Source organism: Alteromonas macleodii (genome assembly GCF_903772925.1).
In the GTDB taxonomy this organism is placed as follows: domain Bacteria; phylum Pseudomonadota; class Gammaproteobacteria; order Enterobacterales; family Alteromonadaceae; genus Alteromonas; species Alteromonas macleodii_A.
The window spans coordinates 3172776-3187791 of record NZ_LR812090.1; the positions used below are offsets into that span (position 1 = coordinate 3172776).

The window sequence follows — 15016 nt, forward strand, 5'->3', positions numbered from 1 at the left end:
TAAATCGCCAGATAACAACGACCTAATCTAGACAAATCAAGTACTTCAAGGCAGAGTAAGGACACGCATAACAAGGGCTGTTTGTTTTATGTCTCCATGGATTAAGCTGCGAAAAATCATGCTGCAATACTTTGCAGAGTCTCGCTGGTACACCATTGTCGGTGCGACCGCGTTTTACGCAGTAACAAGCTATTGGCTTCTTTTCGCTGCAGGCGAACACGACTTAATTGCTAAAACCGATTTTGTCTACTGGTTAGCGGTCACCGCTTCAACGGTAGGTTATGGCGATCTCTCTCCCGTCACTCCAGCGGGAAAGTTAGTTGTTGCGCTTTATGTCATACCGCTTGGTTTGAGTATTTTCGCCATGGTAATTGGCCGAATTGCAGCTTGGGTTTCTTTAACGTGGAAGAAAGGATTGTTGGGTATGAATAGCTTGATGCTTAATGAACATATCTTGGTGATTGGTTGGAATGAGCAGCGCACCATGATGCTGCTTGACTTGATTCTGCAAGAACGAGATGCAATGTCTGAACGTCCTGACATTGTACTTTGCGTAAAAGCTGATATTACCAACCCCATGCCCGGCGTCATTGAATTTGTAAAAGTAGATTCGTTCAACAAAGACGAAGATATGGACCGCGCTTGTGTAAGCTCTGCCAAAACTATTGTTATCGATAACCCGCAAGATGATGTCACCATGACTACTGCGCTTTATTGTACCAAGCGTAATCCTGATGCTCATCAAGTGGCCTATTTCGACGATGACAGCTTAGTAAATTTGCTTCAGGACCACTGTCCTAAAGTGGAATGCACACCTAGTGTTGCAATAGAAATGCTTGTTAAAGCTGCATTTGATCCAGGTTCCAGTATGCTTCATCACGACTTGCTAAGTATTGATGAAGGGCAAGCACAATTTTCAGTAAAAATACCGCAAAGTTGCCAAGCGATTTCCGTTGCCAAGTTATTTATCAATTTAAAGCGCAAACACGACGCCATCTTTATCGGTTATGCACCCAATGGCCTTGTGAAAGAAATGGTGGTGAACCCACCGTTAGACGCTACGTTAAACCCAGGTGACACCTTGTTTTACATCGCTGAGCGACGCATTAATGCAATAAACTGGTCGTCACTGGACGCTGATTAAGAGGCGTAAACATGTTTAGTAAACTATTTAAGAAATCAGAATCTATTAAGAAATCAGAACCTAAGGCGCCAGAAATAATGGGGCTTTATTTAGGTGGTTCTTTCGAGTTAGATAACTTAAAACTTTCCCTACTAGAACCCGAGTTAACCATTGAAGGCGCTGCACGTTCTCAGTTAATTCAAGCGGTAGGTGAAGCCCCCTTAGATACTGGCGGCACTCTGCTTCGTTTTTACACTGACGATGATGGCTTTTTACAGGTGGTGACCGATGGTGGCCTATCAGAGAACCACATTACTGACGTGAAACTTTGGCACTTTTATGAGACAAAAACCATTGGCAACACAGCTCAGTGGAATGAATGTTTAAAGAGCGTAATCAGTCAGCCTACCTACGAACTTGAAGGCAAGGTATATACTCGTGTATGGGGGGCTGTGGGCGACGAATCACCGCCAGTTGCGGTAACCGAAACGACCTACGAAGAAGATGGTGATGTGAGTAAAACAGATCAGTTTATGATGTTGTATGAACGTCCTATCAGTAACGATAGAGTTGAGACCTTGCTTGTTGTTGGTGAAGAAAAACAAGTGGGTAACAATTTAGACAGATGCTTAGTGATTTCTACAGGCTTCGATGTTGAGCCTGCAGACATCACAATAAACGGTTAATAAAAAAGGAATAACTATGGATACCATTATGCACTCTTTGGCCGGCCTGGATAACTTTGCGCTGTACTTCGGCCTATCGATTGTTTTCTTGTTTATCTTCAAATTGGTGTACGCCTTAGTTACACCTCATGATGAATGGAAGCTGGTAAAAGAAGAAAAAAATGTAGCTGCAGCTATTGGATTTGGCGGGGCTATTATCGGTTTTGCTATAGCGCTTGGCAGCGCGGCCTCAAACTCTGTTGCTGTGGTAGATTTTGCTATTTGGGCGCTCGTTGCGGTTGTTGCTCAGTCTTTGGCGTTTGCCATATTACGTTTCAGCTTTATGCCTAAAATTGCAGAACGTATTAACAATAATGAAGTTTCTGCAGGTGTAATGCTGGCCAGTATGTCCATTGCCGTAGGCTTACTAAACGCCGCTTGCATGACCTATTAAGGGGGCAGCAATGACTGATAAAAGCAACATAGAACGTCAAATTGTTGATAACCAGCAAAGTGAGCGGCCTGTTATGAAGCGCACTAAGCACATTAACCTTAATAGTATGCGTAAAGGTTTTAACGTTAAGCCTTTAGCGTTAGGCGTGGCTAGCGTTATCCTCAGTGGTTGTGGCGGGGAAAAAGAAGATGCCACTATTTACACATCGCTAGAAGATTGTAAGCAAGACTTCCCAGATGCGGTAGAGCGCTGTGAAGCTGCCTATCAGACAGCGGTGGATGAGGCTATGCGCACCAGTCCACGCTTTAGTTCTGAATATGACTGTGAGTACGAATTTGGCCCAAATCAGTGCCAATACGTAAACAACAGCAGCGGCAGCTTTTTCATGCCTTTCATGGCTGGCTATATGGTGAGCTCTTTACTTTCACCAAGTCGCTACTACTCGCAACCCTTATATACTTCCTATTCATATAACTCACCGTTTCGTTCACGCTGGATAACGGCAGACGGCTATGTGTTCGATGGCGATATTCGAAAAAGAAATTACCGGGTAAATAAAAGCGTTTACAAACCAAAACCAACGGTGAACCGCACTATGAAACGAGGCGGGTTTGGCAGCAGTGTGCGCGCTAAGTCATCTTGGGGTAGCAGCAGCCGTAAAGGCGGCTGGGGCGGATAAGAATGTTTAGAATGCCTTGCCAGCCTCGTAAGGGCTGGCAGCAGTTGGCCAATGAGTTTGGTTTCCATTTTCACACCATGTACGGCGAACCGTACTGGGATGAAAGTGCCTACTACCAATTCACACTCTCACAAATTGAAAACGACATTGAAGACCCCACTGCCGAGTTACATCAAATGTGTCTGGCGGTTACCGAAGATGTGGTGAATAGTGAGGAATTACTTACTCGCTTTTGCATCCCGGAGCAGCATTGGGATTTAGTGCGTAATAGCTGGAACGAAAGAGACCCAAGTTTATACTCTCGCCTTGACCTTGTTTACAGTGGCAAAGGACCAGCAAAACTTCTTGAAAACAATGCAGATACGCCCACCAGCCTGTATGAATCCGGTTTTTGGCAATGGCTGTGGCTTTCGCAAAATGTCGATGCAGGCAAACTTGCTCTGCATGCCGATCAGTTTAACAGCTTGCAAGAAAAGTTAGTACATCGCTTTCGTGAAATTGCCTTGCACTACAACATAAATCAACTGCATATGGCGTGCTGTAAAGATACCGTTGAAGACCGCGGTACTGTGCAATACCTTCAAGACTGCGCTAAAGAAGCAGGGCTTATAGCTGACTTTGTGTTTATCGAAGATATTGGATTAGCAGACACAGGCGTTTTTACTGACCTTCAAGATGCTCCTATTACTGATTGTTTTAAGCTTTACCCTTGGGAATTTATGCTGCGCGAAGAGTTTGGCAACGTATTAGAAGACGCCCAAGTAAATTGGTTAGAGCCTGCGTGGAAATCTATTATTTCAAATAAAGCGCTGCTTCCCCAGCTTTGGAAAAAGTTTGAAGGCCACCCTAACCTACTTCCCGCTTATTTTTCAGACGAAATAAACGCAAATAGTTTGTCCGGAAAGTGGATTAAAAAGCCCCTATTTTCTAGAGAGGGTGCCAACGTATCAATTATCGAAAGTGGTGTTGAGAGCGTTTTGAGTGATGGCCCTTACGGCGAAGAAGGTTTTATTGTTCAAGCTTTTGAACCATTGCCCGTTTTTGAAGGTAATCATACGCTTATAGGTAGTTGGTTAGTAGATGACATGCCAGCGGGTATTTCGGTAAGAGAAGATGCCTCAGCGATCACACAGGACCTTTCTCGCTACCTTCCCCATATTATTTTGTAATCTAGTTAAGGGGCAATTTTATGAAGCCGCTTTCATTTCAAATTCGCGTTCTGCTAACGTTGGGCGCACTTTTAATCGTAGTAGAAGTAGCAAATTTACTTACCGGCAATGCTCTTAATCAGTTTGGTGTGGTGCCTCGTACCCTATCAAGTCTACCTTATATCTTTACAGCACCTTTTCTTCATGGAACACCGACGCACTTGATGGCTAACTTGGTGCCTCTTTTGCTGTTCATGTGGCTTACTATGCAATGGGGAAAACGTACGTTTCTCATCGCAACGCTAAGTGCACTGCTTATAGGTGGCTTAGGCGTATGGCTGTTTGGTAGAACCGCCACACATATAGGCGCAAGCGGAATGGTATATGGTTATTTCGGTTTCTTAGTGTTGGCTGGCTTTAGAAGTAATAAAGTGCGGTATTTGCTTATATCACTTGTGGTTGCGGCACTATATGGTGGAATGCTGGTTGGTGTACTTCCCACATCAAAATTTATTTCCTTTGAATATCATCTGTTTGGCTTTATTGGCGGCTTATTTGCCGCATGGCACTGGGCACGCTAATTACTTTCCGTATAATTGACTTTAAGATAAGACGTTATTAAAAGATATGTCAGCAGTACAAGAACCTACTCAAAAGAATCAAGGCTTTTTCGGCAACCTCGCGTTTAACATTGTTATTCCTGTGGTATTGATGAGCTATGCAAGTTCAGAAGATTACCTAGGGCCAGCATGGAGTATTGTAGCCGCACTTAGCTTCCCTATTGGTTACGGTCTATGGGACCTAAAAGAATCAGGAAAGGTAAACGGCTTTTCTGTTCTTGGGATTATCAGCGTGTTACTTACTGGCGGGTTTAGCTTGCTCAAATTGCCAGCAGAGTATATTGCGATCAAAGAAGCGGCCATTCCGGGCATTATCGGTATAGCGGTGTTAGTGACCCAGTACACTAATAAACCCTTGGTAAAAATGCTTATTCTTAACGACCAGATCATAAACTGGCCTCACCTCAATCAGGTACTAGATGCCAAGGGAAAGCAGCCAGAGTTTAAAAAGAAGGTGGCGGTAAGCTCTTATATTGTCGCGAGTTCGTTTTTCCTCTCTTCAGCGCTTAATTATATTTTGGCAAAAATGATATTGGTCAGTGAACCGGGCACAACGGCCTACACTGAAGAGCTGGGTCGAATGACAGCGCTTAGCTACCCTGTCATTGTGATCCCGAGCATGATTTTACTTATTGCCGCGCTTTGGTATTTATTTGCACAAATCAAGAAAATCACTGGCGAAGAGCTCGATAACTTCATTAACCAGTAACGATACAAACTAGAAGGGGCTTACAGCCCCTTTTTAATTTCTAGTCCAAAGCCCCTGCCCCATGGCGTAAGTTAAGACACCTTCTGGTGTCACAAGACACCTAGGAACAATAGAACATTGAATTCCCCTCTCGTTTTTTAACCAAAAATCCTGAACTATACGTATACCCTCAGATAGAAAAACAATTAATTTAATTAGCGTGTATGGGCATTTAATGTATTTTAGCCGCGAGAGCCTGAAATTCGACCTACTGTGTGCCCTATGATTATTAACACCACGATTAGGCCCATATTTTTACGCTATAGCATTGAGCCTTTAACCCTGTATTTTGAACACCGTAGTGTTAACCCTGAACCTTTAATCCTGAGCTATGTTGACAATAAAAGACTTAAAGAAATCCTTTTCAAAGACAGGGGTTGAGCTTATAAACAACCTTAGCCTGACTGTAAACCCGGGCGAATCGGTGAGTATTCAGGGGGCGTCTGGCTGCGGTAAATCTACCTTGCTGTCGCTTATTGCTGGGTTTGAGACTCCCGACGGCGGAGACATTGCAGTAAACGGATTGTCGATTGCTGGCTATAGCAAGCTCGATAATACATCTAAAGCTAGGGATATCGATAATTTTCGCAAGCAGCATTTAGGTATTGTGTTTCAAAGCTTTAACTTGTTCGACTGCTTTAACGTATGGGACAACATTGCCTTTACCGCAAGGCTAAAAGGTAATTTTGATAAAGACTATCAATTAGCGTTAATGGATGAACTTGGAATACTACCCTTAGCGCAAAAACCGCTAAGCCAATTATCTGGAGGGGAACAGCAGCGCTGTGCCATAGCGCGAGCGCTCGTACATCGCCCCTCGCTTATTTTGGCCGACGAACCCACCGGCAACTTGGATGAGACCACTAGCGAAATAGTGTCAGACTTACTTTTTGAAACCTGCAAGCAAGCTAACACCTCCCTTGTGGTAGTTACCCACAGTCAAGACGTAGCGATAAAAGCGGATTCTGTTCTGCGACTGCATAAAGGTGTATTAGAAGATGTCAGGCCTGGAAGCATAGAGTCTAAAAATGTAATACATGGCACTGTTTCACCACCAGTTTACGTAAATAAGCGTAACGGTGGAGATATTTAGCGATATGAATATTGTTACAAATACGCCATTAAAGAGTGAGAAGCTGCTTTGTTGCGCACATTACTTCTGAGTATCTCTAGTCTTCTTGCTATGGCAAGGCATAGACCGTGGGAACCCTTGCTCATTATGGTCGCAATAGTTTTGGCCAATGCCGGGCTTGTTACCGTTTTGCTGATAAACGAAGGCGCAACACAGGGTGAACTATTGCAGTCGAATCAAGGGCTTTTGGCTGGCAGTATCATCACCCCGGTCGGCAGCGATGCACAGCTTGAACAAGGTAAACACTCGCAAGGCAGCGTTAAACATGAGCATTCTTCACATGAGTACTCTGCACATGAGCGCTCTGTAAAAGAGCAGGCAGCGCATCAGCGCTTTACTCATGAAGGCTTTACAAAGGAAGATTATGCCATCCTTCGCCGGCATGGCTTTACTCAGCTTATAGCTACATCTGAACGCAGCATTACCCTTTCATGCAGTGATGAGGAAGCAACACCCATTGCCCTCAAGTTGCTTGGCGTTGATACCCAGCCTCTTCTAGGAAATACCTTTCGAGCTACTGATGAAGACTCTTTGTTATCGTCTCTTTCTTTGAGAGCTGGAGAAAGTAAGCCATCTTCTGCTGCTCGAATATTGCGTGCTAATTCTACGACCTCCTTTTCTGTAAACGGGCTGCTTCACCCTGTTACAAATGCCAAACTAAGCTGTCACAATACGCTAAATAAGAACAATAAAGCGTCGACGCCCCCCCCGCAATGGCCAGCAACGGTTAACGCTTATGTAAGTAGTCTTGTGCCGCAAGATACGATTTTGGTCTCTATTGATGACTTTTATAAAGGAGGGATAAGCCCTTTTTACAGCAAAAATAGTAAAGACAATGCCCTCAGCAAAGATAATACCCTGCCTGGCGCTAATGATATTTCAAAGCAGCAAGAAAGTTTTGTACCGCTCGCTGGCCTAGTAGCTCTCTCGCCGCTTTCCGAACAAGACCTTGAAACTATAGAAGCATTACTTGGGATAGCGGTTAAACAATCAAGTAACGACAGCGGCAATGATACCGGAACGTTACCGGATAGCTTTAGATTGAACCTGTGGGCAATGAGCGCGCTTATGGGCGTGGTATCACTTTTTATAGTGCTGAACGCGCTAAACTTAATGTACCGCACACGGCTGCCTAACGTGATACGGCTTCGCCAACTTGGCATATCTAAAGGAGTTTTAAGTAGCGCTCTTTTTACTGAACTTATGGTTTACTGCGTGATAAGTATACCAATTGGCATGTTCGTAGGCTTTCAAGCCGCGTCATGGTTATCACCGGTAATAAGCGGTACCTTCACGTCGTTATTTAACGCCGTATTCATTACCCCTGACGTAAACCTGCTTTTTATTTTTGGATTCGCGTTAATAACGACTTTCACGTCCTTAGTCGTTTTCTCTTTAACTTCTATAGTTAAGCTTTCAAATGCGTTAACTGTGCGGCCCGCTAAAAAGAAAATGATGCGGCAATGGACTGTAGGCCTTGTATCAGCAGCTGCCTTGGTTTTTCTATTTATTGCTGAAGCCTTTATTACCTCTACGGCATCTGCACTACTCTTTGTTGCGTTATTACTCCTCACCAGCTGCGTACTCGTGCTTCTGTGGCTACCTATCGTAGCAAAGCTACTCACCACGTTTGCGCCAAGACAATGGCCCGTATTTCATTACGTGATTGCTAATATGCATTTACTGTCTAGTAAAACACGCCTTGCTGTTTGCGCATTTTTTATCGCGTTAACAGCAAATATCGGCATGAATACCATGACCGACAGCTTTAGAAGTGCAACGGAACAATGGTTAGAACAAAGACTTTACGCGCCTTTCTACCTTTATACCGACGCGCCACTCAGTAATGTAGAATCACTGTCAGCCAATTCACTATCACCGCTGGCGGTGACGCCTTTGCTAAAAGCTGAGGGTGACGTGATAAGTTTATTCGGCACAGAAAAAATAGATGAAGTAATAACCCCCGCCCCAACTTACGTTTCTATTAGTAGTTACCCTGTTCATGAAAAAGGTAAAAAGGGCTTGGTCCTCGATAATGTAATGAATAACGACCTTAGTACAGCTTGGCGTGCGTTTGTGGAAGGGAAAGGAATATTTATTAATCAGCAACTAGCCTTCGCGCTTAATGCTGAATTAGGCGACACGCTGAATATAGCTAATATAAGGTTTCGAAAAGGGTTAAGTGGAAGTAGTTCAAACGTTACTCAATCACCAAACCCAGCAACCAATCAAGCAAAAGGGGCGTCAGACAGTTCTGCCGACGCTACGACTGCCGAGCCTTTAAATACAAGTATCTTTTCAACGCAACCTAAATGGAAAGTGCTTGGTATCTACCCTGATTATGGCAATCTTAATGGGCAGGTATTAGCGCCACTTCCTTTATTTAACCAAAACAACATTACAGTGAGAAATAGCTTATTTTCCGGCGTACTGGCTATATATCCCAAGCCAACCGGCGACCAAGATGTCACGGCGAGTAGCGACGTTGCCTTCTCAAAAGATAAGCTCGCACAGCAGCTAAAAGCTCACCTTGGAGATGAAACCGACATAACCCTGTATAGCAGGCAAGCGCTTTTAAATACCTCCATGAATACGTTTGACCGCACCTTTGTGTTGACCGACGGCCTGAATATCACAACCTTGCTCGTTGCAGGCATTGCCTTCGCGGTGTCCCTTACCGTTTTGACTATAGGCAGTTCAGCGCAACTGTCTGTGTTAAGAGCATTGGGAGTGAGCCAGCTAAAAGTTAAGACGTCGCTATTTATGCAGTACCTGTTACTTTGTTTGGTTTCAGCACTGCTTGCCATACCCTTTGGCATTTACTTAGCTTACGTCTTTATAAATTTAGTCAATCGATACGCGTTTAACTGGGTGTACTCTCTTTCAATTGAAGTAGACGTTATTCTGTCCAGTGTAGGTCTTTCTCTGCTTATCGTTTCACTGGTGCTTTTATTACCTTTAGGGAAACTCAAACCCAAAATTGATTTAAGACAGGAAGTGCAGCTATGAGGTATAGATTAAATCGCGATAGCCACTATTCTCCTTGGCCTTTCAGCAAATTTAGCTGTTTATTGCTTTTTCTCATTTGCTCATTCTTGTCTGCCTGTAATGACAGTTCGAATACAAACGAGCAAAGCAAAAGTAGTGAGTCGCCAAAAGCCTCTTCACCTCGTGGTTTCTTTGGCGAGATGCAATCGAGCGATGCCTTTACTTCAGTAGAGAGAAACACGTATGTTGAGCTTCCTGAAGATCATAAAAGCCACCCCGACTTCCAATTAGAATGGTGGTACCTAACCTTTGTATTAAGTGGCGAAGACGGTCAGGAATTCGGTTTGCAGTATACGCTTTTTCGATTCAATACTGATGCAGCCTCCGGTAAAAGTACTTATGAGCCAGTCGTGCGAAATTGGGCTAACGGACAACAATGGATGGGACATGCCTCACTGCACACCCTAGAACACCACTATTTTGAAGAGCGATTTGCGAATGGCGGCGTAGGCAACGCTTACGTAAAATCAGCCCCCTTTACTACGGTTATCGATGATTGGGTATGGAAGGCAACACAGACTGAGCCAGAATCAAAAGCCACGGAAGATAGCAAAGCCATGTTTCCTTCCACGTTGACCTTTGCTTTTGGTCAACAACATACTCGCGATACAAATCAGCTACCTAATGCAACCTCCAAACCCACTGAAGAAGTGTTACCTAGAAGCGATGAAGCTCAAAACGGTGCTGATGATAGAGCTTTACCTGCAGATACACAGTTAAATAATGAAGTAGTTCCAATGAATAAAGCCGTTAAGGTCGCGCTTAACTTAAACTCTTCGGGCCCTTTTATAAAGCAAGGCGATAATGGCTATAGCAAAAAAACGCAAGACGAACGTCTTCGGTCTTACTATTACAGTCAGCCCTTCATTAATGCAAAAGGAACAATGAATATAGAAGGCAATAACATAAAGGTTGAGGGTAAAGGCTGGTTTGATCACGAATGGACAAGCCATTTGGCCAACAGTGAGGCATTAGGATGGGACTGGTTTTCACTGCACTTAAACGACGGAAGCAAACTTATGGCGTTTCGAATGCATGCGAATACTAACCGCGAAGAGAAAAGCGAAACTAAAAACACTGAAGTATTCACAACGGCCAGCTACATAAATAAAAATGGAATGAAAGAGAACGTCGAGCAAGCCAACCTATCTATTACGCCAACAGGCTATGAGCTAATTCAAAAAGAAAGCAAACAAGATGGCAAGCAGGGAAACGAACATGATAGTTCAGTGCGTTCCGTTCCCACAGCATGGCGCATACAGTTACCGACAAAAAATATTGATATTTCCGTAAGCGCGTTTAAAGAAAAACAGTGGAATAACAGTTTATTTCCCTATTTTGAGGGACGAGTTGAAGTAGAGGGCTCCCACTCGGGGAGCGGCTTTATGGAATTGACGGGCTACTAATAAATAGACCAGTTTATCCGTTCACTTAGTGAAGTTAGCGCCGCCACGCCTAGCTGAGAGTTCCCTACGCTGTTAAGAGCAGGAGAAAATACGCAAATAGTGAATCGACCAGGTACCACGGCAACAATACCGCCGCCTACCCCACTTTTGCCCGGCAAACCCACCTTAAAAGCAAAGCTGCCCGCTTCGTCATACATACCGCTAGTTGCAAGCAATGCATTCACTTGCTTAGTTTGGTAAGGCGTTAATACCTGCTCATTCGCGCAGGTTGAAAAGCCTGCGTTAGCAAGAAAGCTCGTAGATCGCGCTAAGTCTTCACAACTCATTTCTAATGCGCAGTTATGAAAGTAATTGCGAAGCACATCCTCCACATCATTTTCAAAATTGCCATAGGCTTTCATCAAATACGCCATTGCCGCGTTACGAGAACGGTGTTCGAACTCCGAATCAGCAACTTCTTTATTAACTATAATTTCCCCATTGCAGCTTAAGCGTCTTACAAAATCTCTCATGGCAATAAAAGGTGATGCAAAGCGCGATTGCACCATATCGCTTACCACCAGCGCGCCTGCGTTAATAAAAGGGTTGCGTGGAATACCATGTTCGTATTCTAACTGCACTAAGGAGTTGAACGGCAGCCCAGATGGCTCACACCCGACCCGCTCCCACATGGTTTCACCGTAGTGATTGATGGACAAAACCAAGTTAAAAACTTTTGAGATGCTTTGTATTGAAAAGGGCACGCTAGCGTCACCAATAGACGTGATGTGCCCATTGATATCGCAAATAGAAATACCAAACTGACGAGGATTAACCGTGGCTAACGCGGGGATATAGTCTGCGACTTTACCCATGCCAAGCATAGGCTCGACTTCGTCATAAATATCCTGCAGTAACGATAGCATTTCGCTTTCCATTCTCTCGTTTGACCTCTTTTTTGCTAATATCTTTTTTGTAAATAAAAGAAAAGCGCCTGTTTAAAAAACGCTGGCGCTTCCATTTTAGTTAAGTTCTATTGGCTATGTGTTGCTTCAATAATGCATTTGCTACAAAAGCCTTAGCTCGCCCGTTTACCCGACGTTTAGTTACAGCGCCAGTCTTCTTTGAAATCACATAAGCCGTCATCATCTTCGTCTGACGTAAGCTCAATGTTGGTGGTCACCTTTCTTGATACTTCATTTGCGTCATTATCGATTTTCATAGGCTGTTTTTTATCAATAAAACTGAAAATGGTTTTAGCAATATCGGTATTGTCAATTTGCCCCATAAACGACTGATAGCCAGCGCCAAAAGCAAACACTTCAACATCTACACCAGTATGGCCGCCTGTAGTCCACCCTGTATTTGTTTTTGAATCTAGGAAGGTTTTCACCGCCATAAAGCGCGTTTCATCATCTTGATTCGATACACTATTTAACGTGGCTAACTCTTCTTCGCTTAAGGAAAGCCCAAGCTTCTGCGCAACATACTCACCAGGATTTTCTTCATTAGCCATATTAAGCGCTATCGTCATTACTGAGGCTGTCATTGACTTAAGGTGTTCAGGGCTCCAGCGATAATCACCATTTGCGCCAATTGTTAAACCGCCGGTGCTATGGTCAGCAGTTAATACAACCAGTGTATCCGGGTTAGCTTTTACATAGTCGCGCAGATACTCCATGGTTAACGCCAGGTCGTGCATTTCAGCCATGGCAGAAGCGATATCATTCGCATGCCCTGCCCAATCTACCTGGCTCGCTTCAACTAAAAGGAAAAAGCCGTTGTCGTTTTCTAAGTGCTTGATAGCATGTTGAGTTAAATACTTAAGACGGTTTTTACGCTTATCATCAAGTACTGCAGGCAGTGCCACAGGAGCAAACAGACCTAGTACATTACTTCCTGCTGGCACCGACGCCAAGCGGTTATATGAATCGGCATATTCGTAGCCCTCATCAATGAACTGCGCCAAAATATCTCTGTCTTCACGTTCAAAGTAAGAAGTGCCACCACCTAACATTACATCTGCAACGAACTCGCCGTTTGCGCGCACATCAAAGAAATCTTCAGCAATTTCGTTGTAGTTCTTACGGCTTTCGTTGTGCGCAATGTATGATGCTGGTGTTGCGTGAACAATTTGAGATGTAACCGCCAAACCAGTTCGCATACCTTTGCTCTTAGCATGGTACATCACCGAGTTTACCGGCTGCTTATTAACATCTACACCTATTGCACCATTGTATGACTTCACGCCGGTAGCAAGTGCTGTTGCAGCAGCGGCTGAGTCGGTGACATAACCCGATACACGAGCGGGGTAAGTCGAGGCGTTACCCACCAAAATATCGTCAAATACAACCGTCTCTACTTCCGGTGTTGACGGATCATCTACATAATTACGGTAAGCGGTTGTGTAGGCAGGCCCCATGCCGTCGGCAACAACCATAATGATATTTTTCGGCACGCCTTTGATTTGACTACTGTTTACGTTTGCTGATTCAGTCTTAGATTCAGTGATACCACAGCTTGCAAGAACAGCAATAGACGCACAACTTAGCAATGATGTGCGAACAAATTGTTTAATCATTTAAACTTCCCTGAGTAAGTAAAGATACCTGCTGACGTTATTAGCCGCAGTTACTGCAAAATCGATATTATCGCGAATGATTCATTAGTATTAATAAAGCGATAAAAGGTAATAGTGTAAATCAGGCAGACAATATGCTCAAAGCTTTTGGATAAAATAAGCTTGTGGTGAGATGACCATTTTAGTCACCTCGTCTAATTGAAGTTTTTTTAAGAAAGGAAATCTATTTGCTTTGTGCAGCAAGGTATTCACGCATGCGCTGCTGCGCCACGTCTACAAGCATATCGGGCTGAAATTTAGAGATAAATCTATTACAACCTACTTTTTCAACCATAGCATCGTTGAAACTGCCACTTAATGAGGTATTTAATGCGATAAACAGGTTGCTCATACGCGGGTCGTTACGCACTTCTGAGGTAAGCCGATAACCGTCCATTTCCGGCATTTCTGCATCAGTGAACATAAGCAGGATTTCATCGGTAGGGTTTTTACCATCATCTGCCCACTGTTTTAGTAGCGCCAAGGCTTCTGCGCCGTTCTTTCGCTCAATAATGCTGATACCAAGCTGCTCCAAGGTATCTTTAATTTGTTTTCTTGCCGTGCTGGAATCATCAACTATCAACACTTTCTTACCTAAAAAGTGATTAACGATACCTTGATCTAACACTTCTTCGGAGATGGATGTATCGTAATCGATGATTTCCGCGAGCACTTTTTCGACATCAATTATCTCAACCAGCTCTTGTTTACCCTCAACATTCACCTGAGTTATGGCGGTTAAATAGTTAGACTTACCAATGCCGCTTGGGGGCGGCTGTATGGTCCCCCAAGAAGTATTTACGATGTTTTTAACTTCGCCAATAATAAAGCCCTGCACACTTCTATTGTATTCAGTGATAATTACGTTTTTAGCCGTAGCTTCAGTGGCTGCACCGCGCATTTTTATTGCCTGACGCAAGTCTATAATTGGAATAGAGCTACCGCGGTAGTTCATTACACCTTTAAGGTTGTTGTGGGACCCAGGCATAATGTTGAGTTTGGGAACGTTAATAACCTCTTTAATTTTAAAGACGTTCATGGCAAAGATGTGGCGGGTTCCAAGCTGAAACATCAAAAGCTCAAGCCTGTTTTCCCCTACAAGCTTGGTTCTCTGATCAACCGACGACAATACACTGTTACTCATAACGCCCACTTTTTCAATTTACAATCAAAGACCTATAGCCGAATCAATACCGTTATATCAATTTAGCCTAGCTACAATAACTTATCGCTAAAGTTACCCCGACCATCTTTACAAAGCTATTACCCTTTTAGCTAATAGACAGCTGAAAAAAGCAACATAATTAATGCTTTAACAGTAAAACACTCTTTGCAGCAACCTCACGTTTTGTAAGCTTTTATTTGCTAGCGTTTGCGCCTTACCCTAACCACTT

The 15016-nt window shown here is 43.7% G+C and carries 13 protein-coding genes; 10 read left to right on the forward strand and 3 right to left on the reverse strand.

Annotated elements, in window-relative coordinates; translation table 11 throughout:
• The first annotated feature begins 88 nt into the window (after window positions 1-88).
• The 10 genes from PCAR9_RS13735 to PCAR9_RS13780 all read left to right on the forward strand — a co-directional run bounded on the left by PCAR9_RS13735 (window position 89) and on the right by PCAR9_RS13780 (window position 11023).
• The gene (locus PCAR9_RS13735; RefSeq protein WP_179984074.1) at window positions 89-1144 is read left to right on the forward strand and encodes a potassium channel family protein; all 1056 of its coding nucleotides are present in this window, start codon (window positions 89-91) and stop codon (window positions 1142-1144) included.
• 11 nt (window positions 1145-1155) lie between these two features.
• Window positions 1156-1809, forward strand: coding sequence for a YjfK family protein (locus PCAR9_RS13740; protein WP_179984075.1), 654 nt, complete (start codon window positions 1156-1158; stop codon window positions 1807-1809).
• Between the two features lie 16 nt (window positions 1810-1825).
• A complete protein-coding gene (locus tag PCAR9_RS13745; RefSeq protein ID WP_118493211.1) occupies window positions 1826-2242 on the forward strand; it encodes a DUF350 domain-containing protein in 417 nt (138 codons plus the stop codon).
• A gap of 10 nt (window positions 2243-2252) precedes the next feature.
• On the forward strand, window positions 2253-2921 hold the full coding sequence (locus tag PCAR9_RS13750; RefSeq protein ID WP_179984076.1) for a DUF1190 family protein: 669 nt from the start codon (window positions 2253-2255) through the stop codon (window positions 2919-2921).
• Window positions 2922-2923: 2 nt separating this feature from the next.
• The gene (locus PCAR9_RS13755) at window positions 2924-4090 is read left to right on the forward strand and encodes a glutathionylspermidine synthase family protein (protein WP_179984077.1); all 1167 of its coding nucleotides are present in this window, start codon (window positions 2924-2926) and stop codon (window positions 4088-4090) included.
• Window positions 4091-4110: 20 nt separating this feature from the next.
• Window positions 4111-4650, forward strand: coding sequence for a rhomboid family intramembrane serine protease (locus PCAR9_RS13760; RefSeq protein ID WP_179984078.1), 540 nt, complete (start codon window positions 4111-4113; stop codon window positions 4648-4650).
• 46 nt (window positions 4651-4696) lie between these two features.
• On the forward strand, window positions 4697-5398 hold the full coding sequence (locus PCAR9_RS13765; protein WP_179984079.1) for a VC0807 family protein: 702 nt from the start codon (window positions 4697-4699) through the stop codon (window positions 5396-5398).
• 370 nt (window positions 5399-5768) lie between these two features.
• Window positions 5769-6530 carry an ABC transporter ATP-binding protein gene (locus PCAR9_RS13770; protein WP_179984080.1) on the forward strand — a complete coding sequence of 254 codons (762 nt, stop codon included), beginning with the start codon at window positions 5769-5771 and terminating at the stop codon, window positions 6528-6530.
• Window positions 6531-6578: 48 nt separating this feature from the next.
• Window positions 6579-9578 carry an FtsX-like permease family protein gene (locus PCAR9_RS13775; protein WP_179984081.1) on the forward strand — a complete coding sequence of 1000 codons (3000 nt, stop codon included), beginning with the start codon at window positions 6579-6581 and terminating at the stop codon, window positions 9576-9578.
• Window positions 9575-11023, forward strand: coding sequence for a lipocalin-like domain-containing protein (locus PCAR9_RS13780; protein WP_179984082.1), 1449 nt, complete (start codon window positions 9575-9577; stop codon window positions 11021-11023). Before PCAR9_RS13775 ends, PCAR9_RS13780 begins: the two co-directional genes overlap by 4 nt.
• Here PCAR9_RS13780 and glsB read toward each other — a convergent pair.
• The 3 genes from glsB to PCAR9_RS13795 form a co-directional block, all read right to left on the reverse strand.
• Window positions 11020-11928: a glutaminase B gene (glsB, locus tag PCAR9_RS13785; protein WP_179984083.1), complete on the reverse strand. Its 909-nt coding sequence runs from the start codon at window positions 11926-11928 to the stop codon at window positions 11020-11022. The two genes, PCAR9_RS13780 and glsB, sit on opposite strands and share 4 nt — an antisense overlap.
• Before the next feature lie 176 nt (window positions 11929-12104).
• The gene (locus tag PCAR9_RS13790) at window positions 12105-13583 is read right to left on the reverse strand and encodes an alkaline phosphatase (protein ID WP_179984084.1); all 1479 of its coding nucleotides are present in this window, start codon (window positions 13581-13583) and stop codon (window positions 12105-12107) included.
• A gap of 223 nt (window positions 13584-13806) precedes the next feature.
• Window positions 13807-14766: a chemotaxis protein CheV gene (locus PCAR9_RS13795; protein WP_179984085.1), complete on the reverse strand. Its 960-nt coding sequence runs from the start codon at window positions 14764-14766 to the stop codon at window positions 13807-13809.
• Window positions 14767-15016 lie beyond the last annotated feature (250 nt).